The following is a 24,785-nucleotide window of genomic DNA, read 5'->3' on the forward strand; positions in this document are numbered from 1 at the left end:
ATTATCAGGAAGATTAGCATTAAAATAAACAGACTGCGTTATGATCTTGGTGTCATATATTTCTGTATGTCAGCCTTTTCATCCGATTTTACGCGTCTTCGTGTTTTATCGAGATGTAGTTGAAATGATGAGCGAGCGAGAATTAAAGAGTTCCCATACGACGATCATGAGATAGGTCCATGAATTTGGACCTGAAATCCACAAACGAATCCGCCCAAAGTCAAAGGTCAATGGAAGTATTTATATCGGGGAGTTGATTCTAGGGGTAAAACCATTATCCACCAGCCATACAAGAATTAATAAATGAAAAATTCCTACCAAAAGAAACCTTGATTAGACAGACAAAGTATCTAAATAACATTGTGAAGCAAGATCATCGATTCATAAAGAAAATTACAAAACCGATGCTGAGCCCTTCCATTTTAGTAAAACTGAGCACCCACATGTGTCGAATGCTTATTATTGAGACTTATTATTGATAAAATGTAAGGGGCAATTTATGCCCCCTGCTAACAACGGATTTGGATTGTCACCAAAAACGGGACAAAAATTTACGAGGGCACTTTTCTAGCTTGTACAAGCGTGAGGTAGCCGAGGTCACCGTGGATGGATGATGATTAAACCAGTGGGCATCGTCCACGCAGCCCGAACAACCCGTGATCCCTGACTCGTCTTTCGCGGGTAACAACATCTCACGCTCGCCCAACGAAAAGCTGATGTATTACTACAAGTAACCACCTGCAGGCGCGATGCCCTTCACACTCTAGCTACTCTCTTTGATCCAAAAATCATAAAACTGATCGCGGCCAAAACCCACACGCCAATGCCACCATAGAGCATCACTAAGCCAAAGCCGTGCACAAGAGCTGCATGGACCACGGTTCCGGACGCATCCAGAGAGGTCAGTTCTAGCAAACCCTGCTTGAGAGATGTAGTGTTTCCAGCGGCTATTTTCTCGGCCAAAGTCCGCAATTGCGTTGTATCGAGAGTCCCAGGAAGGACCCGCTTCAAATAAGACAGGATGCCTTCCTGCAAAATGAATCCCATCACAGCGATGTTTATGGCTAGACTGATTAATCTGGCACTCGTGTCTATGCCGGAAGCCATGCCTGCACGGGTACTCGGAACCGAGCCGGTGGTCGTGTTGGTCACAGGCGTGTGGTTAAGCCAAGCCCAATACCAGCCAACAGGGAACCGGGGAGCATGGTCAACCAGCTGGCGTGATCGCCGTCGCTGCCAAATTTCATCAAAATGAAGCCCATGCCGATGATGAACAGACCCGATGGGATGACTATGCGCGGCTGATAGCGGAGCGAAAGGCGCTCTGCCAGAGGCGGAATCACCAAGGTGGGCAGCGTATAAGCCAAGAGAGACAGCCCAGCTGCCACGATGCCGTAACCAAGGCCGCTCTGGAAATAGATCGGCAGATAGATCATGAACGGCCAGAAACTGAAATTCATGCCGACGGAGCCAAAGAGAGCGACGGAAAAATTACGTATCCTAAATACGGAAAAGTCGAACATCGGATGGGTGCTGAGCTTTTCCACAATCAGAAAAATAATGAAACATGTTGCCGTTGCAACAAGGGTGCTGATGGCGGCTATGCTGGTAAAGCCGAGTTCCGGCCCTTGCGTGATAAAGTATGCCAGCCCAAAAACCGTCAACGAAAGCGTGACGATGCCGATAATGTCAAGCTTTTTCGCCTGCGGATCGCTGGACTCCTCCACGCTGCCTAAGACAAAGATCAAAGTGAGGATGGTCAGCGGGACGTGGACTAGGAAAACCCAATGCCAGTTCGACACGGCCACGATCATGCCGCCGATGATGGGTCCAAAACCGAGACCGATACCGAACACGATCCCCCATGCGCCAAAGGCTTTGCTGCGTTCTTTTCCTTCCTGAAACTGATGCGAAAGAATTGCTATCTGGCAAATCAGCATCGCGCCAGCACTCACGCCTTGAAGAAACCGGCTGACGATCAGAACTGACGTGCTTTGTGCCAAGCCACAAATCAAGGATGTAATGCCGAACAAGACGAGGCTGATAATAAAAATACGCCTCCTTCCATACCGGTCGGCCAGCGTTCCAACAGCCATCAGAACTGTCGTACTAGCAATGGTGTAGGCGTTCATAATCCATTGCATATCCTTGAGATTGCCATGCAATACCTTTTCCAAGGTTGGCAGTATCACTGGCACACTGGAAATTTCTAGGCCGAACATTAGCGCGGACAAACATATAGCGGCCAATGCGATTATATTTTTGCTGGAGTGAGAGAGGCTCATTGATAGTTCCCTCCAGACTTAGATTTGGTAACAGCACCAGCCAGCTTTTTTTCGTCAATCGTACAATCAATAACCTCATCAATACGTGCCTGTAAATCTTTTGTACCTGCCTTATTTAAACCGTATTTGCTCATTGCTTGCCAATCCTCTCTGACTTCTCATGTGTGAATCACCCTTATTCATGTAAGTCTTATTATATAATTTAAATCGTTCATTTTACATAACACATCAAATCAAATATGATGATTATACAAAGAAATAAAAGTTATTTTATTAAAATACCTTAAATTTAAAGGAGCGCACTCAAAGTGGATCATGTAGATAAACAAATCCTCTTCTATCTTCAAAACCAGGCAAGGATTTCAATGACTGAACTGGGTAAAAGCGTGGGGTTGTCCCAACCTGCTGTAACGGAACGAGTTAAGAGAATGGAAGAAAAGGGAATAATCGAAGAGTATCGTACCGTCATTTCTCCTGAAAAAATTGGGAAGCATGCGGCCGCCTATATGTTGTTTCGGACTAGAGACTGTTTAGCTTTTCTTGATTTTGTCCATACATCTCCCCATGTTGCCGAGTGCCACCGAATTAGCGGAGAACACAGTTATTTATTAAAAGTAGTGACGGAATCCACACGCACGCTCGAAGAGTTTGGCAATCAGTGCGATAAATATGGAACCTATACAATGCTGGTTGTCATGTCTTCACCGATCGATCATAGTCTTCTCATTCATTCTCTCGAAGAAGCAAATGGAGTTGACTAATACCAAGCAGAAATTCCAATAAACGCTGCATACAATCCATTAAGAAGCTGCGAAATGAATGTATCCCTGTCGCGGAATTCAAATATCATTCGGGATAGACATTCACCCAATAGTACTGATCGAACCATCTAAATTCTCAGTGAAATTGCAGCTTATAGGTTAAATTGGACCCTAGTTACCATTCTTTTCAGTTGCATCGTACTGTCTTAGCCTCTGCCCTTAATAGAATTGAAGCGTATATACATATAAATGGTGGATAGAGTTGCACGAAAAAAGTCTGCTTGATCTCTGTATCGCAGTCGCGAGAGATTGGGCAGACTTTTTAAATGGACCGTCATGGGCCGCTTATTCGTTTTTGTATACCTGCAAAAGCTTATTTCGGACATAACTAAGATGTCGGTACATATGAGTAAACGCTTCTTGTGGATCCCGATTAACGAGCGCATTATAGATATCTGTATGGAATTGGACCGTTACATCACGTTCACGTTCCCTAATTTGTCTGTCCATTTTGTCATGGGTGATAAGCAGCGGATCTATCATCCCTTCAATGATCGGATTGTTCGCACTCAATGCAATAATCCGATGAAATTCCTTGTCCGATTCCCCATAGTTGTTATCAACACTGCCAGCGATTTCATCTATAGTTTCCCTTAATCGTTTCAACTCCTCGTTCGTAATCTTCTCTGCCGCCATGGCCACAAGTCCCAATTCTAATGCCATCCGTGCTTCGATGATCGCTGGAAGGTTGCCAATGGACAGAGCCAGCATTACCGAGAACGGATTGCTGCCGATTTTATTATTAAAATGGGTACCTCCACGGGTTTTTCTCGTAATCACTTCAAGTGCTTCGAGTGAACTTAATGCTTCTCGCAGAACTGGCCGACTCACGCCTAACATGTCGATCAGTTCCATCTCGGACGGCAGTTTATCTCCAGGTTTAAGCTGACCGCTGATAAGCAGCTGAACAATGCTGTCAACGACTTGCTTGGGCAGCGTGTTTCGTTTAACAGTCTCCAATTCAACGCTTCCTTTAAGTTCTACCATATTTACCCTTCTCTCTTAGCTGACTAATACGCATAATCATATTGTAAGACGAATTAGATGAAATAACAATGCAGCCCCATAGTCATGATTTTATTTCATCTTGATTCCAATGCTAATCAATCTGCATATTCTAGCTGTGGCTGTTTGAATAAGCTCTTCAGCCGATTCTATACATTGCTCTAATTCCATGGGCCGGGGCACAATACTCATCAGTCCGTCGATCCCATGTTGAAGTACATCATCAGCACCTGTACCTAACCCGCCGGATAAGCAGATCGTCGGGATGCCCGCCTGTTTGGCGATCTTAGCCACACCAACAGGGGCTTTACCGTGCGCGGTTTGAAAGTCGGTGGAGCCTTCACCGGTTATGACCAGGTCCGCTTGCTTAAGCTTTTCAGCGAAATCTGCAGCTTCCAACACAATTTGAATGCCTGGGATCAGCTTCGCATTCGTGAAAAACAACAGTCCTGCCCCTACACCGCCGGCTGCACCGGCACCCGGAATAAGTGCAACGTCTCTGCGTGTTGCCAATTGGGCAACAACCGAATAATTCTTAAGCGCATGATCTAATTGAGCCACCATATCTGATGTGGCACCTTTTTGCGGACCATAAACCGCGGATGCACCTAACGGCCCGCACAGCGGGTTATCAACGTCGCATGCGACCTTAATATCCGTTTCGGCAATATGCTTATCTAATTCGGATAAATCGATTCGTGCGAGATTGGCAAGAGCCACTCCACCTTGGGGTAGCTCGTTGTTGTCCGAATCCAGGAATTTGACTCCTAAGGCCTGTGCCATTCCCGCTCCGCCGTCATTAGTTGCGCTGCCTCCGATACCTATAATTAGCTTTCGCAGTCCGTAATCAAGAGCTGCTTTGATTAATTGTCCGGTCCCATAAGTCGTCGTCAACAGTGGGTTCCTTTGTTCCCTCGGTACCAATGGTAATCCGGAAGCAGCCGCAAGCTCGATCACCCCGGTTTCTCCATCGCCGAGAATCCCCCAATAGGAGTCGATTTCTTCACCCAAAGGTCCTACTATTTTTTGATGGATCATTTGACCGCCGGTAGACATAATAAGCGATTCTACCGTACCTTCACCACCATCAGCAATAGGTACCTTGCTCACTGCAGCATGAGGGAATACGTCCCGAATCCCTCGTTCCATCGCATCAGCAACAGCAAGGGCAGATAAGCTCCCTTTATATGAATCGGGTGCCAATAATATACGCATGGTGCTTCTCTCCTCTCTTTCTTTCACACATAAATCTGATACCTCTATACTTAACAAAGAAAACCCCTTATAGGTGATAAGAGGTTTTCTTCGGATTCTTGGATTCTTACCTATTAACTTCAACCTTTGCCATTTTCTCATAGTAACGAATCAAGCTGCCATGGTCGCAATCACCCATTCCATCCACCTTCAAAGCCTGCATCATCTCCATAACGGCAGCCGTCAGCGGTAGAGGCACGCCTACTTCATGGGAGGTTTCCAAGACGTTACTCAAGTCCTTTATGTGCAGGTTGATACGGAATCCCGGGTCAAAATTGCGGTCCATCACCAGAGGTGCTTTCGCATCTAAGACGGTGCTGCCGGCCAGACCGCCACGAATCGCCTGATAAACGAGCTCTGGCTGAACGCCAGCCTTGCTGGCAAGCACGAACGCTTCGGACATTGCGGCAATATTAATGGCTACCACGATCTGATTGGCTAGCTTCGTCACATTCCCTGCTCCGATGTCTCCTGTACGTATGACAGAGGCAGCCATTGCTTTTAACACATCATAGCATTGATCGAATACTTCTTTCTTTCCGCCAACCATCACGGAAAGAGTCCCCGCGATCGCCTTAGGCTCTCCCCCACTCACTGGTGCGTCAAGCATTTCTATCCCTTTTTCCGCCAGCTTCCGGCCGATTTCCTGGCTTGTCAGAGGCGCGATCGAACTCATATCGATAACAACGGTTCCTGATTTAGCCCCTTCTATGACGCCATTCGGGCCCAAAACCACTTCATTCACCTGTGGTGAATTCGGGAGCATAGTGATAATGACATCCACCTGCTCAGCCAAAGCTTTAGCTGTTGAGGTCGTCTTGGCTCCCGCCGCTGCAAGCTCCGAACCATTCTTACTTGTATCGAGAACAACTAGCTCATAACCCGCTTTCAACAAGTTTTTACTCATGGGCTTACCCATAATACCCAACCCAATGAATCCTACTTTCATTTTCATTTTAGAGCTCCCATCTGCTTCAATATGTCAGCGAGCTTATTTCTATTGATTTCGGAGCAGCTCGTGTTCGGCAAGATCGAGCCTCCCACTTCAAGACCGATGAGGTTCATGGCCTCCTTGGTCACCACCGGAAAACTTGCGAGATTAGAAGCCATGCGAAGAGGAGCCAGCTTAAACTGGGCTTCCAATGCTCCCTGTAGATCACCGGCTATAAACTTCTCATAAATCTCAACGACCAATGCCGGTACAATATTCGCCGTTGAAGCGACACAACCTACAGCGCCGTAAACCAATGAGCCTAAGATCATGACATCCCTTCCCGCCATGACCTTAAATCCTTTTTCTCGTGTTCTGCGGATATACTCGGAAGTCAAAGTTAGATCGCCGCTGCTATCTTTCACTCCAACGATATTGGGAATATCGGCAAGCCGTTCGATCAAATTAACGGAAATATTATTCCCCACGCGATCCGGATTGTTATAAAGCAGTACTGGCAAGGCAGTCGCTTCAGCTACTTTACGGAAATGTTGATATAACTCTTCTTCCGAAGGCGTAAGAAACATAGGAGGCAAGATCGTAAGCGCTTGAGCATTTAGAGTATCGCCAAGTCTGGCTAACTTCACACACTCTTTGGTCGATATGGCCCCGATTCCCATATAAACGGGTACACGCCCTGCTACCTGCTCGATTGTAATCTGAACCGCACGCTCCTGCTGCTCATGATCCAGTCCGTAAAACTCTCCGTTACTTCCTAATGAAAGGATACCGTGCACTCCTCCTGCGATAACGTGCTCGACTACCCTTCGTAGTCCCTGCTCTTCCACGCATTCATCAGCATCAACGGGTGTAACGATAGGCGGTATGACTCCGCGAATAAGACTAAAGTCCAAAGTGATCTCTCCTTCATTTCATTTGGTTATCTCGCTTACCGTACAAGGCAAGGTTGTTTATGATCGAATTTCCAGCCAGGAATCAAATACTGCATAGCCATCGCATCATCACGTGCTCCAAGCCCTTTCTCATTATAAAGCTGGTGCGCTTTCTCAATTTCAACCATATCAATCTCAATGCCCAAACCTGGCTTGTTCGGAACTTCCACCATGCCTCCGACAATTTGGAAAGGCTCTTTGGTCAGACGCTGCCCGTCCTGCCAAATCCAATGGGTATCGATAGCTGTGATTTTTCCCGGTGCAGCAGCAGCGACATGGGTAAACATGGCCAGCGAAATATCAAAATGATTGTTAGAATGCGATCCCCACGTCAGACCCCATTCATGACACATTTGAGCTACTCGGACAGAGCCCTGCATCGTCCAGAAGTGCGGATCGGCAAGTGGAATATCCACCGCGTTCATTTGAATCGTGTGTCCCATCTGGCGCCAATCCGTGGCGATCATGTTCGTAGCTGTCGGCAGCCCGGTAGCACGGCGAAACTCTGCCATGACCTCACGTCCAGAATAACCATTTTCAGCTCCGCAAGGATCTTCGGCATAAGCCAGTACATGGTGTTGATCACGGCAAAGACGAATTGCTTCAGACAAAGACCATGCGCCGTTAGGATCCAGCGTTATTCTTGCTTGCGGAAAACGTTCGGCTAGCGCGGTGACGGCCTCGATCTCCTCTTCTCCGCGAAGCACGCCGCCCTTCAGCTTGAAGTCATTAAAGCCATATCGCTTGTAGGCCGCTTCAGCCAGTTTCACGACAGCTCCTGGTGTAATCGCTTCCTCATTACGCAATTGTGTCCAGTCATCCTCACTATCCTGCCCACTCAAGTAAGGTAGCTTCGTTTTATTACGGTCGCCGATATAGAACAAGTAACCTAACATCTCTACGCGGTCACGCTGCTGGCCTTCTCCAAGAAGCGCAGCAACAGGAACACCGAGGAATTTCCCCAGAAGATCTAACAGCGCAGCTTCCAAAGCAGTAACAGCGTGAATTGTGATGCGTAGATCGAAGGTCTGCAAACCGCGTCCTCCAGCATCTCGATCACCAAACAGCTTGCGTGCTGTGTTCAGAATGTTATTGTATTGACCTATGGATTGACCAATGACGAGCGCCCGTGCATCCTCTAATGTTTGACGAATCTTTTCACCGCCCGGGACCTCACCAACACCCGTATGACCTGCATTATCTTTAAGAATGATGATATTGCGTGTAAAGAAAGGAGCATGTGCACCGCTGAGATTAAGCAGCATACTGTCGTACCCAGCCACAGGAATGACCTGCATGTCAGTAATGATTGGCGTGCCTGAAAAACGGTTATTCAGTTGCTCATGCTTCATATCCTGCATCAGATTGTTCTCTTCCCTTCATTAAAAAATAATATAAAATAAGGAAATAGTTATTTATAAGTCATATTGTAAGACAAATTAAATTATACGTCAATTTATACTTTATGATCTGCGAACTTTGCGTGCTTGGTCCCATTGTTCGGCAAAAACAACTCGATCGCTTTGATCATATGAAACTAAGTTATTGAGGCAAGAAATAGCCAGCGTTTCTCTTGTTTAGGAGATCCCCTGGCGGTATTTATGCAATGAAAACTAGTGTCCATAACGTTTGCCCTCAAACTCCGCCAATGCGGTCAGCAAAGCCCTTACATAACCGATGGAATGGCCCCAACCTATGCTGGACGATTTCCAACCGATGCCCGAATGCGCCCAATTTTGATCTAAATCGATACTGTCGCCTTCCAACTGTGTAATATGATCAGGATTGATACAGCCCTCGTATCCAACCTTCCGCAGTTCGAGTAAAATTTTGAATACATTCAAATCACCATCATCCAGAAGCGCTTCTTCAAAAGCTCCCGCTGTTGGAAGGCTGCCCCTCACATTGCGAAGATGTACCAAACATATTTTTCCTTTGCGCCCATAATGATTAATTTCATCCATGATCAAAGCGCTTCCGCCTTCTTCGGCGCGCGTTCCCACGCAGTAAACGAATCCCACGTTTTTACTCGGGAAAGCATCGATAATCCGATGGAAACCTAGCCCGCCGAAAGGGGTTCCATGGTTTGGCGTATCAGATGGATGAACTGTCAACTTCACGTTATAATCCTCGGCTAAGGGAACCAATGTGCGGAACGCTTCCATAAAGCGGCTCCAAAAGCGCTCCCGCTCCTTCAAACCAGGCATTTCAGGCTTATTCTTCATCAAGCCAAGACTTTCTCCCCGAGCTACAGCTCCCCCCCGCTGCACGGCTTTATAGCCGGTCGTCAAAACAGGTGCGGTATCCCCTGCGAAACGCTGCCTTACAATCGGCAAGCCCGCTTCGCCGAATACCTTTACAGCAAGAGATGAGTTCTCAAGTTCCTTTTCACAACCTGGCAAATTGTTCATAAACCGATCTGTGAAGTCCGGGAGCGTAACCCGGTTCATATCAAGCCCAAAGGAACGAACACGCCTGCGCAGCTGAAGTAACATATCCAAATCCGGATAACCCTGCTCTTGTACCCCGGGAAAGGAAGATCCCTTGCCGAAATCTACATAATCGATGCCCAACTGGCACATTTGCTTCAAATCGCGGTCCGTTAAATCGCACGTGTTAACCGTGACCGATATCTTCATCATCGTTTAGCCTCCTACTCGCTGGATTACACTCACTTAACGCCGCCAGCGGCCAATCCGCTTTTTAAAAACCGTTGAGCCAGGAAATACAGGAAAATAGCTGGCAAGGATGCAATGACAGACGAGCCCATCAGGAGTCCCCAAACTGCCTGATCTGAAAACTTAAAGCTTGAAATTCCGATATTGACGGTCTGCTGACCCGGGCTGGTCGTCAAAACCAACGCATACAAATATTCGTTCCATGCTAGCGTAAAGGCAAAGGTAGATACGACTGCTATTCCGGGAGCCGCAATGGGCAGTATGATTCTGAACAAGGCTTGAAGACTGCTGCATCCGTCGATCAAAGCTGCCTCTTCCAGCTCTTTGGGAATTGCCTTGAAGTAGCTGATCAGCATGTAGCAGCAATAAGGAACGATGATGGTCGGGTAAACAAGTAACAAGGCATTTTTATTGTCACTCAGTCCTAGCTTGCTCACCGCCACGTACATCGGGATAAACAAAACAGCCGTTGGCAGCAGATACGTGTAAATGATACTTTGCGAAAAAAAGATTCTCCCCCGATAACGTAGCCGGGTCATACTGTAGGAACCCAAAATACTGATGCTGACCGAGATGACGGTAACAAGCGAAGCCACATAAAGGCTGTTTTTCACAAAATTCATAAACTTGGTTTTATGGAACAAATCCTTGTAATGGGATAATGTCCACGTATCTGGAACCAAACCGGGATTCGGTGTATACATGAGATCGTTAGGGGTAAAGGAGGATTTAACCATCCAATACACCGGAAATAACGTCCAGATGGTAAAAATGAAGACAATCGCGTAAATGATGGTCATCTTTCTTATCTTTATCACAGTAGATCGTTTCATCCTAGTTCCTCCTAATCATCCGTTTTCAGTTTTCTCATGGAGACTACAATCATGACGACTAGAATAGGAACCACGGAACCGGCCACAGCTAGCGCCCGACCCAATAAATTTTGTTGGAAGGCTACTTCATACGTATAAGTGGAAATAACCGCCGATGCATTTAAGGGACCTCCGCCCGTAATCAAATACACACTCTCAAAATTGTTAAATGTCCAGATGCAAGAAAGCAGCGTAGTAATGGTAATGACTGGCATGATCGAAGGAACTGTAATCGCGAAAAACTGTCGTATCCAGCCCGCTCCGTCAATGGTAGCCGCCTCATACATCTGTGAATCGATGGTCTGTAAGCCGCCGAGCAAACTGAAGATGAAAAAGGGAAGTCCCTTCCAAATGTTCACGATGATGACGGAAACCAGTGCCATATGGAGTCCAGAGGTCCATAAAATAGGTGTATCTATGATGTGAAAACGAAGCAGCAGGGAATTGATAATGCCGTAGGTATCATCATACATCCACCGCCAGGTGATGGCGGCCACCATACCGGAGAGAGCCCATGGAATAAGCAGGATCATACGAAAAATTCCACGACCGAAGAAAGTCTCATTGACCACGACCGCTAGCATCAAACCAACGACTAATTTAATGCCTACACTGAAGATCATATAGATGAAGGTGTTTTTAAGTACCTTCCAATACTCTCTATCCGTGAAAATGTGGAGATAATTGTCAAATCCGATAAATTTGGGGTTCACACCTACCACTTTGTCCGTAAAGCTTAAATAAATGGCATTGATGAATGGGAAACCGATGACCACAAAGATGACAAAAGCCACCGGTATAATTAATAGGTATCCGAGCGTTCTATCATATTTTCTGCTTAACTGTCCCACGCAAGAAATCACCGCCTGACTGCGTATAGTATGACCCCGTTACTTTTTGCCGTATAACTGCTTGAGCTCTTGTTCAAGCTGATTAAGAGATTTCTGCGGATCCATCTTCTCCACAACAATTCTTTGCACCGCTCTTGTCGCAAGCTGCATGGATTTGGCCTTGGATCCGAGATCATCCTCAGGACCCGGATAGTTACTTGAGCCAACAACATCATTAATCATTTTCATCCAGCCTGCGGCTTTATTGTTCGGATCCTTCCAGAATGCCATCTCTTCGGAGCCCTTGAGTACAGGCTGGAATTTCCCGCCCATGACTTCAACAAATTTATTGTAGAAATCTTTATCATAAAATTCGGTAACAAACTTCTTCGCCCACTTGGTGCCTTTGGCATTTTTGAATATGGCGAAGACGTTGCCGCTGCCTAGAATAAAATCACCCTTAGGGCCGGCAAGCTTTGGAATGAGAAGCGTATTTTTCTCAAGCTCTGGTTTATCCTTCTTGGCCTGATCGTAGATGCTTCCGCTGTTGATGACGAAACCGACCGTACCTGCTAGATAGGCATTGTTATTGCCGTTATCGTCCCATGTCACAGAAGATGGCGGCGTTAGGCCTTCTTGCCAAAATTTCGCGAGAAATGTAATCGCCTCCAGCGTCTCTTTGGAATTGACCGTGATATTATTGTCCTTATCGACAATAGCTCCGCCATACGCTAGTATGACATCCCGAACAAAACTCTCGGCATCTCCGCCTCCTGATTGGCCTAACGGAAGACCTACGGCATATATGCCGTTTTTCGGATCGTTGACAATTTTGGCCTGCTCGTAAAGCTCCTGCCACGTTTTCGGTACTGGTAATTTGTGCTTCTCCCAAAGATCTTTGCGCAAGTAGGCTCCGCCCATTTGGAAGGATTGAGGTACCATGAAATATTTATCTGCCACTACGGAAAATTTTTTGGCTCCATCCGTAAAATTGATTTTCGTAATGATGTCCGAAGTGTCCACGAGCTGTTCGGAGGTGACAAACTGCTTGGCAACCGGGTCGTTAGCCACAATAAGATCCGGTGGATTCTTCGCTTCGATCGAGGCCAACAGCTTCGTTTTCAAATCGTTCTGAGCAATGACCACGTATTCAGTATCGACATTGTTCGCCTTTCCGAACTCCTCCACCCGCTGCTTCATAAGGTCGTTATAAGCTTGGGTATATTCCCCTTTATCCCAGAAGATAAGTTTCTCTTTTGGACCATTAGAAGTGCTTGGCGATGCAGCTTTATCAATAGATGAAGAAGTATCCGCATTATTACTTGTCGAACATCCTGCAGCAATCGTTCCCAACAAAGTAGTTGCTGCTAATACAGAGCTCACTCTATTCCATTTCATAGTCTCACCTCATAATGTAGTATTGTCATTTATATGGCGTACATCGCGCAAAGTAGCGCTTTGAGATACCCGATCGAATAAGCCAGTCCGATTCCGCATTCTGTACGATTGTCGCCCCTGTGCCGCTCCCGATCGTCCCCTTCAAGAAAAGGAATGTGATCCGGATTGATACAACCGTCATAGCCTACCTTTTTCAATGCCATTAAAACCTTGAACATATTCAAGTCCCCATCATCCAGCAGCGTTTCTTCAAACCCTCCCGAAGTCGGCAGGCTCCCGCGAACATTTCTCATATGAATAAGATGAATGCGTCCTTGTCTTCCATAATGGTTGATTTCATCAAGCACGAGCGATGATCCGCCCGCTTCGGCGCGGGTGCCGATGCAATACAGATAGCCTACCTGCTTGCTCGGAAAAGCATCGGTAATGCGATGATATCCCAGACCGCCGAAAGGCGTGTCCGTGTTTGGCGTATCCGAAGGATGCATCGACAACTTCACCTTGTAGTCCTCGGCGATCGGAACCAGTTGACCATAGACGGTTAAGAAACGCTCCCACCAGGCTTGAAGCTCTTCATAAGTCGGAGTCTCGTGCTGCTGCTTGGTAAGTCCTAAGCTCTCTCCACGGGAGATATACCCTCCACGCAGCACCGCATCGTAACGAGTCATCAACTGATCGAACGTATCCCCAGCAAACCGCTGTCGTACGATGGGTACTCCTGCTTCGCCGAATACCTTCATGGCGTTAACGGTATTATCCAGTTCCTTTTCCGAGCCAGGAAGGTTCCTCATGAATCTTTCCGACATATTCGGCAGTGTCACACGGTTGATATCCAGCCCGAAGGAACGGAGTCTGCGTCTAAGCTTTAGCAGTTCATCTAAATCAGGATACCCTTGCTCCTTCACTCCAACGAAGCTGGAGCCATTCCCGAAATCGAGACAATCCGCCCCCAACTGTACAAGCTGCTTCAAATAACTATCAGGGTGATCCACTCTTGCTGTTGTTATGGATATTCTGATCAATCTCCTCATCCTTTCATTAGGAAACGCTTTCATATATTGATTATAAAGGATACAGGAAGAATAAAAAGGCGGTTGGTTCCTCTTTTGGTATCATATATTGGCTCAATAAGGACAAGCTGGACTAAGAAGTATCATCTTTTAACAAAAAGGAATCATTACATACTCATTTGACAAATTGAGGTACTACAGCCACCGATCAATGCTATAATGTGCCTATAAGAAGGTTGTTGATTTTTCCGAATAGAGAGGCGGGTCGCTGTGTATAAGCTCCTTATTGCTGATGACGAATATGAAATCAGAAATGGCTTAAGCAACTACTTTCCCTGGGGAGACGTTGGCTTCAAGGTCGTGAGTCAGGCTGATGATGGCATTCAAGTAATGGCATATACGGAGAGACATGAGGTGGATGTTATTCTCTGCGATATCCGAATGCCGATTATGACCGGAATCGATGTGGCAAGAGAGCTCTACCTAAAAAAATCACCGATTAAAGTCATCTTTTTAAGCGGTTACAAAGATTTTGAATTCGCCCAACAGGCACTGATTTACGGCGTGAAAAATTATATCGTCAAGCCGACCAAATATGATGAATTAATGAATATTTTTTTGAGTATCCGAGAGGAATTAGATCAAGAAAAGAAAAAAGATGCAGCGCAAGAAGGGGCTGTTTCCGATAAAGTGATTTCGGTTATCAAAAATTACGTGAAAGAGTGCTACCGAGATGCTGCCCTAGAGGGCGCTGCGGATTTAGTTCACATGAGCCCTTACTATATTAGCAAGTATTTTAAGCAAAAGACGGGAGAGAATTTTTCGGATTACGTCATTTCCGTCAAGATGGAGAAGGCCGCACAATTTTTAAAAGAAATCGATTATAAAACCTATGAAATCAGCGAAATGATCGGTTACAGCAACCCTAAAAATTTCACCCGCACCTTCAAAAAATATTTTGGCAAAAGCCCGCGTGAATTCAGAAATGCGGAATAAAAATAAAGGACTATACGAAATCGGATGAAAACCTACCACGCATTTTTCCTTAAAAATTTATTCACTTTTTTGATCCCCATGCTTGTACCTATTCTGATCCTAGGCACAATGTCCACGGTCATTATTAAGAGATATGTAACGGAAGAAATTAATCACAACACGACCAATATGCTAAAGCAAACCAAGGAAAATATCGAATTGATCTTTAAACAGCTTGATTCGCTGAACATCCATTTTATGGGCAATTCTATCGAATTTGCGAATTTAAAGAGCCTAATGCTCAAGCCGTCTCTGGAGCTCGATGACTATAAAGTACTTGCAACCATCAAAAATCTGATTGATGCGCCTGCCATGGCGATGCCTTATATCGATTCTGTCTACGTTTATTTAAATAATGACAAAAATCGTATACTTTCCACGACCTCCGGCGGACTGATTGATTTAAATGAATTTTATGATAAAGCCTGGTTCGACAGCTATATAAGGCATCAACACAGCGACGATTTGGTATGGACGGAAAACCGCACCATTAAGAAATATAACTTTGAGAATTCTGCCGTAGAGCTTATCAGTCTTTACCGCAAACTGTCCCGCGATCAGGGAGACGGTCTCATCGTGCTCAACATTGACGCCAAATATATCGAGAACCATTTGTCCAATTTGTCCACACTGCAGGATCAAACCCTGCTCATATTAGGCCCGAACGGGGATGTTATGTTTAAAAACAAAAAACTCCCCTATTTTGATCATTTGATTTTTAAAGATCTCGTTTCCGATGGGCGTCCCTTCTATGAGACGAACCTGAACGGCCAGCCATTTATCGTTTCCAAGCTGAACTCTGATAAGTACGGTTGGACCTACTTATCTATTGCCCCCAAAACATCGCTATATGAAGTTCCCGATGGTTTGAACCTGACCAGCCAGCTGCTCCTGATGTTCTCCTTTTTATTTGGAAGCGGATTAACGTATTATTTGACCAGAAAAAATTACCGAGATGTGAAAACGATTGTTACGATTTTGGAATCCGCCGAAAACAGCAAGCCGCTGCCTGCTCTACCTTCACGTGTTAAAGACGTTTACAGCTATATCATTCATAGCATCCTGAAAAATTTTATAGAGCAGAACTATTTAAGCATCCAACTGTCAGAACGAAAGTATAAAGCCCAAGCGATGGAATTGATCGCCCTACAGTCACAGCTGAACCCTCATTTTCTATATAATACGCTTGAGACAATCAATTGGAAAATCGCTAGCCTTACCGGCAAGCCTGGGAATTTGAACAAAATGGTAGAAAATTTAGCAGATATTTTGCGATATTCCTTGGAAGGGCATAACAAACCGGTCATCCTTCAAAAAGAAATCGCTTATACCTTAAGCTATATCGACATACAGAAGGTTAGATATCACGATAAATTTGATGTTGTCTGGGAATATGAGGAGCATGTCAACAAGTACAATGTGCCAAAGCTCATTTTGCAACCGCTTATTGAAAATTGTATCTACCATGGCATCAAAGTGAAGGAAGGAACCTACCGAATCAAAATTAAAATCTGGCAGACAGAAGAGATGCTTCATTTGGCTGTGATTGATAACGGAATCGGAATTGACAAAGAAAGACTTGACCAAATTAAGTACGAACTCAAACAGGATATCGGCGAAACGGATCATATTGGTCTATACAATACACACAAAAGATTGAAATTGCTTTACGGTGAATCATTCGGCATTATAATCCGGAGTAAATACGGTTGGGGAACGGCGGTCTACTTAACCATTCCCATATAAATTATCCGGATCATAGGTAGTATAACTTAAGCAACCGTGCTTCGTTGTATAAGCAGGAAATGCAACAAGGCCGGCCCCCGTAAGAGGCTAACCTGCTGCATAGAACCTTAGTGATCCAACATACGCATAACAACCGTGACTGCTTCCGCTCTCGTCGCCACGTCAAACGGTTTAAAAGCATTATTCTCCCGACCCTGAACTAGCCCTAGTGAGTTAGCTCGCAAGACTAACGGCAATGCCCATGAGGGGATCTGAGAACTGTCGCTAAATGAAGCCGCAGCAGATGTTCCCTCGCTTTGTGGAAATGCCCTTACTAACATTGCAACCATTTCGATTCGATTTATTGCATCATTAGGGCGCAGAGACTGGTCTTCATATCCCTGGATAATGCCTGCTTTCAGCGCAGCGCTTAGTTCTCCCGCCGCCCATACCGGAATACTCGCCTCATCAGTGAATTCAGTCTTCGTTGGTTCCGGCTTCAAGCCCAGAGCTCGAACTAGCATGGCAGCGAATTGAAGCCTCGTCATCGGTTCGTCAGGCTTAAAGCTGCCATCTGAATAGCCGTTCACGATGCCTTTGGCAGCAGCCTGGCTGATGGCTTCCGATGCCCAATGTTTCGGCACATCTACAAAAGTCTCAGGCAGTGGTGCTGATGTTGAGGGATCCGTTGGTTTCGAAGGCTGTGGGATCGTCGGTTCAGGAACCGGCTTAGGCAAAGGCACTGGATTATACACAGATGAAGAATCCGATGAAGACGAATTGTTTATCTGTGGACGTTTTATCATCATGGTATACGTTTTATGAACGCCGGACGGCATCGTCACATCAATCAGAACAACACTGCCGCTTGCTGCAATGGCTAGCGGTCCGCTTTCGTTGCCGCTTCTTACCAATTGCGTCGAAGCGCCGTCTACGTTTACCTGAATGTCAGCCCTCTGACTTAAGGAAACCGGCGTAATTGTTATGTTGCCGATTCCAGTCGGAGCCATCACCGTATAATACGTAATATCCGAGCGGAAGACTGGTGTAAGTGTCAGATTCTGGCTGATCTGAAGGCTGCTTAACTCCGGCTTGCCCTCTTCCTCTGGCATGTTCCTGCCTGCAGATGGCCCGACATCGGCAGCCGTAAGCGGCTTAAGTGTAGGAACGGCTGCCTGGTCGTACTCATCTGCACCAGCGTCGGGCGTATGTGTACGCCTTTGACCGTCCATATCGTCCAACGGAACATATGGACCTTGGGCGCTATCCACCGCGGGACTTAGCGGCGACAAGCGAATCAGACCGTCGCTGCCATGGACCAGCTTCAGATCACCTTTGTAAGTGGCGCTAACGACAGTAGCATTCGCCGCCACAGCAGCGAGACCATCGACCATGTTGCCGACATAAGCCGGTCGGCCTGCGGGTGTGATATCTTTCGATTCATTGAATATCGTCCCTACGTTACTGAAAATGACATTATTATAAATTTGCGTTCCCGTCGGTTGGAACGTGCGCTCAGCAATTTTGACGGCCGATGCTTTATTGCTTAAGTTTACGATTGTATTATTGAAAATTTGCACATTATATTGCCGCCAATGCCCTCGCAGCAACTCCTGCTGCCTATCTGGGGAAAGGCTCCTAAGTTCCGCGAAGTCGTTCGGCCCAGTGCCCCAACGTATAATTGGGTTCGTGCCTCCCTCCGGCCCCGCATCTTCCGTTCCGCCATCAAGCTGAATGGCATCATCCGTAAGTCCTTCCATGTAATTATTATAAATCTTGTGATCATTCCCATAGAGACGGAAACCGCTCGTTCCAGGTTTCTTGCCATCCGCGATAATGAAATTGCCGTAAAAGCTGTTGCGATGACCGTGCCGGGCTACCATTCCTCCATAGGAATTCAAGACGGTGTTGTACCGGATAGTATTATCGCTGCTCTTCACCGAAACGATCTCGTCCTCGCCGTTCAATCCGTCGAACAAATTGTATTGAATCGTAACATGTCCGGGGGCCAAAGATAGACCAGAAAGCCCGAGGCGGATCGCTTCCAATCCGTTGCTTACCCGTGGACCGATATCATGGAAGTGATTATATTCAATCACATCGTACTGCGAAACCGAATCCTTGCCGTCATATGTCATCACTGCGCCGAAGCCGGTTTTCGGACCGATGTCATTGTAAGCGATCCGATTGTGGCTGCTGGTGCCTTCCACTCGAATATAATGCCGGTCGGTTCCGCTGTCCGTAAGCAGCGCCGAGTTCGGGGAATGCGACGTTTCGCCCGTATAAACAGCTCCGTTCGGATCATAGGTGCTGCCATAACGGCAGCTATTTTCAACGCCAATCACACACCAAATTGGTTTGTTGACGCTGTTCTCAGCCTTCGTAAAGCGATATTTCTGCCCCGTTTCATCCAAGGCAAAGGTATTGCGCACAAGGGAGACATTGCTGGAGTCATACAATTCCACACCCGGGTGCAGTCCCTTCAACGTTGCGATCCTGTCTTCCGGCACGCCTCGGCTCCGCAGCGTATCCTCCCCAAGATCCGATCCGCCACCGGAGTGGAACGTAAGTCCTTCAACCTCAATATAGTTTGCATTTTCCAAATGCATGTAGCTGTCGCCAGCGATAACGGCCTTCCCCAGTTCGGCAGCGACAATACGAATCGGAAGCGCAGCCGTGCCTGACTTATCTTTGATAACGAATGGGCCGTTTTGTTGATACGTACCATTTTGCAATTCAATCGTCGTCCCTTTAGCAGCTTGATCCAGCGCATTTTGCAGTTCTTCCGCGGAATTGACCTTCACCACCCGTACCGGAGGGAGGGGTTCCACGGGTTTATCGCCTGCTTGCGGAGGGCCGCTTGGCTCAGTAGGTTCATCCACTTTGGGTGCGGTGCCCGTATAAAGTTCAACTTCGGTAATACTATTCCAACTGCCTGAGCTGCCCGAAGCCGTATTTCCATATCCGACCAGCCGCACATAACGAACTTCTGCTGGAGTCGTCAGCACATAAGGCTGCATAATGTCATCTTCGGCTTTGAGTAATCTACTTTTTCGTTTAGGAAGCAGCACGGTCGGATTCTGGAAATCCGCTTGATTGGAGCCTATAATTTCGAAATTGCTTTGACGGTCGATCGCGCTCAGGAAAGCAATATTCAAGTAAGTAACCTGCTCAGGTTGACCCATATCGAACTGCAGCCACTCCCCTTGTCCAGAAGCCGACCAACGGACATCATTATTCCAAACACCGTCCACGACATTCGCTGGAATATTCGTCGTGTTCGGCTGATAGGAACTAGCGGTAACCGTACTTGCGTTCATCGGCACTTGGCCATTCGTTCCTTTGGCCGATAGCCGATAGGCTTGCAGCGTGTACGTATTCATCGCATCGCCGTTTGATAATCGGATCGTGAGCTTGTTATTGCCCGGCGCGAGATGAACCCTGGCAACATCGCTTATGGGCTGATTCACCCCTTCAAGGTTCGTCAAGGTCACCGCCGTTGAAATACCGCCGCTGACTTGCATGGCTAAACGGATGGAATCGGCTGCTTGTGGAACGATAACCTCATACCCGTCCATCTTGGAAGACACGAAGGGGATATTCATCCCGATCTTTTGGCTGCCGTTCCAAACATCGAGCGCAGATAACTGGATGGCTGGCATTTTCTCCGCAAAGGTGAAAAAGGATCCGTCAGCCAGCTCTGTATCCGCAGCGTAGTAAGCTTCGCCATGCACCTCCACAGGAGTTAATGACAGTGGAACCGCGTGGCTGAAATCGCTGCTTCTGCTCGTTAACAGCAAGCCGCCTAGCGGAAGCTTCGCCGCTGGAAAGGCAACTTGTACAGTTCCGACATTGCCCGTATTTCGGACTTTCCATGTCCGCGCTGACTGCTTGAAGTCCGCACCGTAGGGCACAGAAGGAGCCAAACTTCCGTTATCGCCCCAGAGCAGGTACTGCTTGTCCGCCAAAGCTTGTTTAGCGGTAATGATGACCTGCGAAGAGGCTTGTCCTTCGCTGCTCCGGCTTGTTGCTTGCGCCAATGCTCCTTGCTGATCGCGGGCGATACCTGCAATGTTATTGCTATAAGCCATATTGGAATCCGTTGGCCAAACGACCATCGGCGAAGGGCCTGCCGATACATAATCTTTCCCCTTCAGCGGCGTTCCGAACTTAAGCGCCATATATGTTTGCACTTGATTCTGCTGCACTTCTGTAAGCGTATCGCCAAACACGATCATCTCGCCAATTTGTCCATCATAGCCGGATCCTCCCTTGACAGCAGAACCGAGAGACATCGGGTTACTTCCGTTTCCAACCATTGCGAGGCGGGCCTGTGTTGATTTGGCTATCGTGTGCCCATCTAGCGTAATCGCTTGGTAAACAGCACTGGAAACGGGAGGATGCGATTCATATTGAAACCCCCAACTATTGTATTGAAGAGGAGGGATTGAATAGCCTGTCGTGAGTCGTGGATTTCCAGATAGGGTAGCTCCCGAATCCCACAAGACTTGCGAAGTGCCGGAATAAAAGGGGATATACGCGCCGAATACTCCGTTTCCTTGCAAATTTTCATAAAAAATTTGCGACGTCTGATTCGATAACGTTATCCCGCCAGTAACCATATATACACTGGCATGTTCAACAGACTCATTCTGGTTGAATAACCCATTTTTGTCCAATAAAAGACTTCCATTGCCTGAACTGGCTGAACGAATAAATTGCACCGAAGGCTGGAAATTCAGTGCAGGATTGGACGGAGTATACTTCGGCTTTGCCCTCGGACTCTTGTCCCCAACCGTCCCGTCATTGATGAAATCATTGCCTTGCGGACTGCTGTCCTTCCATACCGTAATTTCGCCGTTCCCACTACGGGTCACGCTGTCGGGATCCGCTTTCAGCCACAATTTCAGCATGTTGGCATCCACACCGCCTGGTGTTCCTGCCACTGTGCTATCTGCATGTACTTTGGATACCCCTAGCGGCAACCACGTCAATGTTAATGCTGCTGCGAGCAGCAAGCTGACTCCCTGTTTCGAACGCACTCTGAATTCTTTGGACATCTTGCTCAAATTCTCATCACCTCTTCTGTATCATGAAGCTTTTAGGCAACATTGCTGAAAACCGTAAAAGCAGCTAAATTCATCATAAGAAAGCCCTTACAAATAATACATCTTCAAAACCTTAAACTCATCTTCAAAATCTCAAATTCCACTAATCAATATCTAAATCAACCTTTAATTTTGAAAGACGCGCACTTTGATTTCATACAAATTTCTAAACTTGATTAGCTCGAGGTCCTACATCATCTACTGTGAGCGGTTTTACTGGTGGAACATGACCGGAATCGTATTCGTCAGCGCCAATGGTGATACTTTGCTCGCTTGCCGCTGCCTGATGTACAGCACTTGTCTCAAAAATCACCGTTCCAGCATGGCTGACAATCAAGTTGTTATACACCTTCGTACCCACGGGTTGGTAGGTTTTTCCGCCCAGAGCAAGGAAATTTGTATAATTTCCCGTGTTCACCAGCGTATTATTGAACACCTGGACATTATATTGCCTCCAATGCCCACGCAGAAGCGCTGTTCGCTCCTCTTGCGAAAGATCCTCCAGAACAGCAGACTTTTCCTCATCTCCACTTATCCACTTTACAGTAGGATTTAAGGTTCCATCAGCTCCTCCATCATGTGATCCGCCATCAAGTCTTATCACCTGATCCGTCAGGCCTTCCATATAGTTGTCATAAATTTTGTGATCGTTACCATAGATGCGAAAGCCGCTCATCCCCGGCTTTTCGCCGTCCCCGAAGAAGTAGTTGCCATAAAAGCTATTGCGATTACCGTGTCGAGCGACGAATCCCCCGTACGAATTCCGAATCGTATTGTAGCGGATGATGTTGTCGCTGCTTTTCACAGAAATAATTTCATCCTCGCCATCAAAACCGTCAAACAAATTATACTGGATCGTTACGTACCCAGGTGCTAATGAAAGGCTTGATAAACCGAGCCGGATCGCCTCTAATCCGTTCGTAACACGCGGGCCAATGCCATGGAAATGATTATATTCAATCACATCATGCTGCGAGATCGTTCGTCCGCCATGCCCCTCTCCATCATAAATAAGAACGGCGCCAAAGCCTCTCTTGGGCCCAATTTCATTGTAAGCAATCCGATTGTAGCTGCTCACTCCCTCCACTCGGATATAATGGCGGTGCGTTCCATTGTCGGTGATCAGTTTAGAATCTTCATATGGGGTCGGACCGCCATACACAGCTCCATTCGGATCGTAGCTGCTGCCATAACGGCAGCTGTCTTCGACGCCATACAACCCCCATACTGGACCCTTATTCGTGAGGAAGCGATAAGGCTGGCCGGTCTCATTCAAGGCAAATGTATTGCGAAGAATCGAAATTCGGCTAGAGCTCTGCAGTTGGATGCCTGGATGTACACCTTGCAAGCTACGGTGCGATAGACCTCTATCTCTAAGCGACTGTTCGCTAGAGGTAAAGCCGATCCCACTATGGATCATAAGCCCCGATACTTCGATATAGCTTGAATCCTCTATGTGCAAATAGCTGTCGCCTGAGATAATAGCCATTCCCAGGTTAGCAGCCTCAATCCGAATCGGCATGCCGTCCGAACCATGCTTATCCTTTACAACGAATGGGCCGCTTTGTTCATATATACCGTTTTTTAGCTCAATGACGCTTCCTGCGACTGCTTTATCCAATGCCATCTGCAATTCTGCAGCCGTGCTAACCTTTATATATGTCAGCTTCGGCCGCACATCCATATGATCCCCCATATCCTAACCCCTCCATAATCCACTGACATTCGCTTGAATTCTTAGAACACACGATGCTTCCACCCTTGCAGCTTGGCAAGAGCTTCAACATAATAGTAGTCACCGTAAATCAACGATACATTCACATTCGTCTCAGCAGGTTTATGCCCCGTTCCCCCACGGAGAATGCCCTCATGCTGTGGTTCATCGAAGGCGGTATATCTCTCCGATAAGGATTTCAAGATGCGCTCGGCAGCCGAGCGGTACTTATTGGCATCCTCAGCTTGAACGACTTCGGCAAGCTCAAGCAAACCCGACGCCGCAATACTTGCAGCGGAAGTATCCCGGGGCGCCCCACTTGCATCCGGTACCCGGAAGTCCCAAGGAGGCACCATTTCTTCTGGCAGCGAACTAATGAAATGATGAGCTACCTGCTGAGCTGCATGCAGGTACTTCTCCTTCTTGGTATAACGATATGTGTTTGTCATACCGTATAACGCCCAAGCATTCCCCCTGGACCAGCAGGAATCCTGTGCAAAGCCTTGCCCACCCATGTACTCCAGCAATTCCCCAGTTATCGGATCGAATACAGCAATATGACAAGTGGATCCATCACCACGAATCATATGCTTGATAACCGTATCTGCATGGGCACACGCGATTTGTGAAAATCGCGGATCTTGCAGCTCTTCCGAAGCCCAGAACAAAATTGACAAGTTCATCATGCAATCGATGATGGCCCATCCAGTCAAATCACGATTCCAAGCCCTAAGAAACTGCCCAGCCAGATTAAATCGGCCAGCTAGGAAATTGGCTGCCGCAAGTCCCCGGCGTCGTCCGTCCATATCTCCAGTCAGTTTGTACTTAAGTACAGATGTGGGCAAATACTGAAACCCCACATCATGATGAAAATGGTTGTCTTCCAGCAGATGACGTTCCATCCGTGCATCCCACTCCCAGGCTGCAAGCTTATAGCGTTCTTCGGCGGTTAAATCGTAAAGAATCCACAGCATCCCCGGCCAGAATCCGGAGATCCACTGATCAAGCTTTAGGCCATCATATGCCCCTGATTGGGCTACATGCGGCGCTAGTTCAATACCGCGGCTCAGCATGACATCAACCTTGTTCTGTACGCCTTTCCACCAAAGATCGATAGATGCAGGATCAATTATTGTTGGCTTTTCCATGAATGTGATCTTCTCCTT

Annotated in this window: 19 protein-coding genes and 1 pseudogene; 4 read left to right on the forward strand and 16 right to left on the reverse strand. The window is 46.9% G+C overall.

Annotated elements, in window-relative coordinates; genetic code table 11:
• Positions 1-88: 88 nt before the first annotated feature.
• Positions 89-410, forward strand: a pseudogene (locus GC098_RS40620) (transposase domain-containing protein); the annotation flags it as partial.
• A gap of 346 nt (positions 411-756) precedes the next feature.
• Here the strand turns inward: GC098_RS40620 and GC098_RS40625 are convergent.
• From GC098_RS40625 to GC098_RS37510, 3 genes are read right to left on the reverse strand one after another with little or no spacing between them, the layout of a single operon-like run.
• Entirely contained in the window at positions 757-1,152 is a 396-nt protein-coding gene (locus GC098_RS40625; protein ID WP_246359188.1) for an MFS transporter, read from the reverse strand.
• Positions 1,149-2,285: an MFS transporter gene (locus GC098_RS37505; RefSeq protein ID WP_312880592.1), complete on the reverse strand. Its 1,137-nt coding sequence runs from the start codon at positions 2,283-2,285 to the stop codon at positions 1,149-1,151. Before GC098_RS37505 ends, GC098_RS40625 begins: the two co-directional genes overlap by 4 nt.
• A complete protein-coding gene (locus GC098_RS37510; RefSeq protein WP_171649415.1) occupies positions 2,282-2,419 on the reverse strand; it encodes a hypothetical protein in 138 nt (45 codons plus the stop codon). Before GC098_RS37510 ends, GC098_RS37505 begins: the two co-directional genes overlap by 4 nt.
• Before the next feature lie 174 nt (positions 2,420-2,593).
• Here GC098_RS37510 and GC098_RS37515 point away from each other — a divergent pair, with 174 nt between their 5' ends.
• Positions 2,594-3,046 (forward strand): Lrp/AsnC family transcriptional regulator, encoded by a 453-nt coding sequence (locus GC098_RS37515; RefSeq protein ID WP_171649416.1) that lies wholly within the window; start codon positions 2,594-2,596, stop codon positions 3,044-3,046.
• Between the two features lie 345 nt (positions 3,047-3,391).
• Here the strand turns inward: GC098_RS37515 and GC098_RS37520 are convergent, their stop codons facing one another.
• The 10 genes from GC098_RS37520 to GC098_RS37565 all read right to left on the reverse strand — a co-directional run bounded on the left by GC098_RS37520 (position 3,392) and on the right by GC098_RS37565 (position 14,058).
• On the reverse strand, positions 3,392-4,093 hold the full coding sequence (locus tag GC098_RS37520) for a FadR/GntR family transcriptional regulator (protein WP_171649417.1): 702 nt from the start codon (positions 4,091-4,093) through the stop codon (positions 3,392-3,394).
• A 90-nt stretch (positions 4,094-4,183) separates the two neighbouring features.
• Positions 4,184-5,326, reverse strand: a complete 1,143-nt coding sequence (locus GC098_RS37525; RefSeq protein ID WP_171649418.1) for a glycerate kinase — start codon at positions 5,324-5,326, stop codon at positions 4,184-4,186.
• A 106-nt stretch (positions 5,327-5,432) separates the two neighbouring features.
• The gene (garR, locus tag GC098_RS37530) at positions 5,433-6,320 is read right to left on the reverse strand and encodes a 2-hydroxy-3-oxopropionate reductase (RefSeq protein ID WP_171649419.1); all 888 of its coding nucleotides are present in this window, start codon (positions 6,318-6,320) and stop codon (positions 5,433-5,435) included.
• Positions 6,317-7,210: a 4-hydroxy-tetrahydrodipicolinate synthase gene (gene dapA / locus GC098_RS37535; RefSeq protein WP_171649420.1), complete on the reverse strand. Its 894-nt coding sequence runs from the start codon at positions 7,208-7,210 to the stop codon at positions 6,317-6,319. The genes garR and dapA overlap by 4 nt, the downstream gene beginning before the upstream one ends.
• 35 nt (positions 7,211-7,245) lie before the next feature.
• Positions 7,246-8,601: a glucarate dehydratase gene (gene gudD / locus GC098_RS37540; protein WP_171649421.1), complete on the reverse strand. Its 1,356-nt coding sequence runs from the start codon at positions 8,599-8,601 to the stop codon at positions 7,246-7,248.
• A gap of 261 nt (positions 8,602-8,862) precedes the next feature.
• Positions 8,863-9,891 (reverse strand): mannonate dehydratase, encoded by a 1,029-nt coding sequence (locus GC098_RS37545; protein WP_171649422.1) that lies wholly within the window; start codon positions 9,889-9,891, stop codon positions 8,863-8,865.
• Between the two features lie 29 nt (positions 9,892-9,920).
• Positions 9,921-10,760, reverse strand: a complete 840-nt coding sequence (locus GC098_RS37550; protein WP_171649423.1) for a carbohydrate ABC transporter permease — start codon at positions 10,758-10,760, stop codon at positions 9,921-9,923.
• A gap of 11 nt (positions 10,761-10,771) precedes the next feature.
• Positions 10,772-11,650, reverse strand: a complete 879-nt coding sequence (locus tag GC098_RS37555; RefSeq protein ID WP_216625574.1) for a carbohydrate ABC transporter permease — start codon at positions 11,648-11,650, stop codon at positions 10,772-10,774.
• 39 nt (positions 11,651-11,689) lie between these two features.
• Complete coding sequence (locus GC098_RS37560) at positions 11,690-13,027, reverse strand: ABC transporter substrate-binding protein (protein ID WP_171649424.1); 1,338 nt, start codon at positions 13,025-13,027, stop codon at positions 11,690-11,692.
• A gap of 29 nt (positions 13,028-13,056) precedes the next feature.
• A complete protein-coding gene (locus tag GC098_RS37565) occupies positions 13,057-14,058 on the reverse strand; it encodes a mannonate dehydratase (RefSeq protein WP_171649425.1) in 1,002 nt (333 codons plus the stop codon).
• Between the two features lie 249 nt (positions 14,059-14,307).
• Here GC098_RS37565 and GC098_RS41405 point away from each other — a divergent pair, with 249 nt between their 5' ends.
• On the forward strand, positions 14,308-15,033 hold the full coding sequence (locus GC098_RS41405) for a response regulator transcription factor (RefSeq protein WP_171649426.1): 726 nt from the start codon (positions 14,308-14,310) through the stop codon (positions 15,031-15,033).
• Between the two features lie 78 nt (positions 15,034-15,111).
• A complete protein-coding gene (locus GC098_RS37575) occupies positions 15,112-16,818 on the forward strand; it encodes a sensor histidine kinase (RefSeq protein ID WP_171649427.1) in 1,707 nt (568 codons plus the stop codon).
• Positions 16,819-16,925: 107 nt separating this feature from the next.
• Here GC098_RS37575 and GC098_RS37580 read toward each other — a convergent pair whose 3' ends face one another.
• The 3 genes from GC098_RS37580 to GC098_RS37590 all read right to left on the reverse strand — a co-directional run bounded on the left by GC098_RS37580 (position 16,926) and on the right by GC098_RS37590 (position 24,767).
• Positions 16,926-21,857: a chondroitinase-B domain-containing protein gene (locus tag GC098_RS37580; RefSeq protein ID WP_246359203.1), complete on the reverse strand. Its 4,932-nt coding sequence runs from the start codon at positions 21,855-21,857 to the stop codon at positions 16,926-16,928.
• A 214-nt stretch (positions 21,858-22,071) separates the two neighbouring features.
• Positions 22,072-23,601 (reverse strand): polysaccharide lyase 6 family protein, encoded by a 1,530-nt coding sequence (locus GC098_RS37585; RefSeq protein WP_171649429.1) that lies wholly within the window; start codon positions 23,599-23,601, stop codon positions 22,072-22,074.
• A 41-nt stretch (positions 23,602-23,642) separates the two neighbouring features.
• On the reverse strand, positions 23,643-24,767 hold the full coding sequence (locus GC098_RS37590; RefSeq protein ID WP_171649430.1) for a glycoside hydrolase family 88 protein: 1,125 nt from the start codon (positions 24,765-24,767) through the stop codon (positions 23,643-23,645).
• Between the last annotated feature and the right edge of the window lie 18 nt (positions 24,768-24,785).

It is taken from the genome of Paenibacillus phytorum (genome assembly GCF_013141715.1).
GTDB classification, from domain to species: domain Bacteria; phylum Bacillota; class Bacilli; order Paenibacillales; family NBRC-103111; genus Paenibacillus_E; species Paenibacillus_E phytorum.

Excerpts from the sequence above, each read along its gene's own strand:
- GC098_RS37505 (WP_312880592.1), bottom strand. The coding sequence starts at position 2,285 with ATGAGCCTCTCTCACTCCAGCAAAAATATAATCGCATTGGCCGCTATA.
- GC098_RS37510 (WP_171649415.1), bottom strand. The coding sequence starts at position 2,419 with ATGAGCAAATACGGTTTAAATAAGGCAGGTACAAAAGATTTACAGGCA.
- GC098_RS37520 (WP_171649417.1), bottom strand. The coding sequence starts at position 4,093 with ATGGTAGAACTTAAAGGAAGCGTTGAATTGGAGACTGTTAAACGAAAC.
- GC098_RS37525 (WP_171649418.1), bottom strand. The coding sequence starts at position 5,326 with ATGCGTATATTATTGGCACCCGATTCATATAAAGGGAGCTTATCTGCC.
- garR (WP_171649419.1), bottom strand. The coding sequence starts at position 6,320 with ATGAAAATGAAAGTAGGATTCATTGGGTTGGGTATTATGGGTAAGCCC.
- gudD (WP_171649421.1), bottom strand. The coding sequence starts at position 8,601 with ATGAAGCATGAGCAACTGAATAACCGTTTTTCAGGCACGCCAATCATT.
- GC098_RS37545 (WP_171649422.1), bottom strand. The coding sequence starts at position 9,891 with ATGATGAAGATATCGGTCACGGTTAACACGTGCGATTTAACGGACCGC.
- GC098_RS37550 (WP_171649423.1), bottom strand. The coding sequence starts at position 10,760 with ATGAAACGATCTACTGTGATAAAGATAAGAAAGATGACCATCATTTAC.
- GC098_RS37560 (WP_171649424.1), bottom strand. The coding sequence starts at position 13,027 with ATGAAATGGAATAGAGTGAGCTCTGTATTAGCAGCAACTACTTTGTTG.
- GC098_RS37565 (WP_171649425.1), bottom strand. The coding sequence starts at position 14,058 with ATGAGGAGATTGATCAGAATATCCATAACAACAGCAAGAGTGGATCAC.
- GC098_RS37575 (WP_171649427.1), top strand. The coding sequence starts at position 15,112 with ATGCTTGTACCTATTCTGATCCTAGGCACAATGTCCACGGTCATTATT.
- GC098_RS37580 (WP_246359203.1), bottom strand. The coding sequence starts at position 21,857 with ATGTCCAAAGAATTCAGAGTGCGTTCGAAACAGGGAGTCAGCTTGCTG.
- GC098_RS37585 (WP_171649429.1), bottom strand. The coding sequence starts at position 23,601 with ATGGGGGATCATATGGATGTGCGGCCGAAGCTGACATATATAAAGGTT.
- GC098_RS37590 (WP_171649430.1), bottom strand. The coding sequence starts at position 24,767 with ATGGAAAAGCCAACAATAATTGATCCTGCATCTATCGATCTTTGGTGG.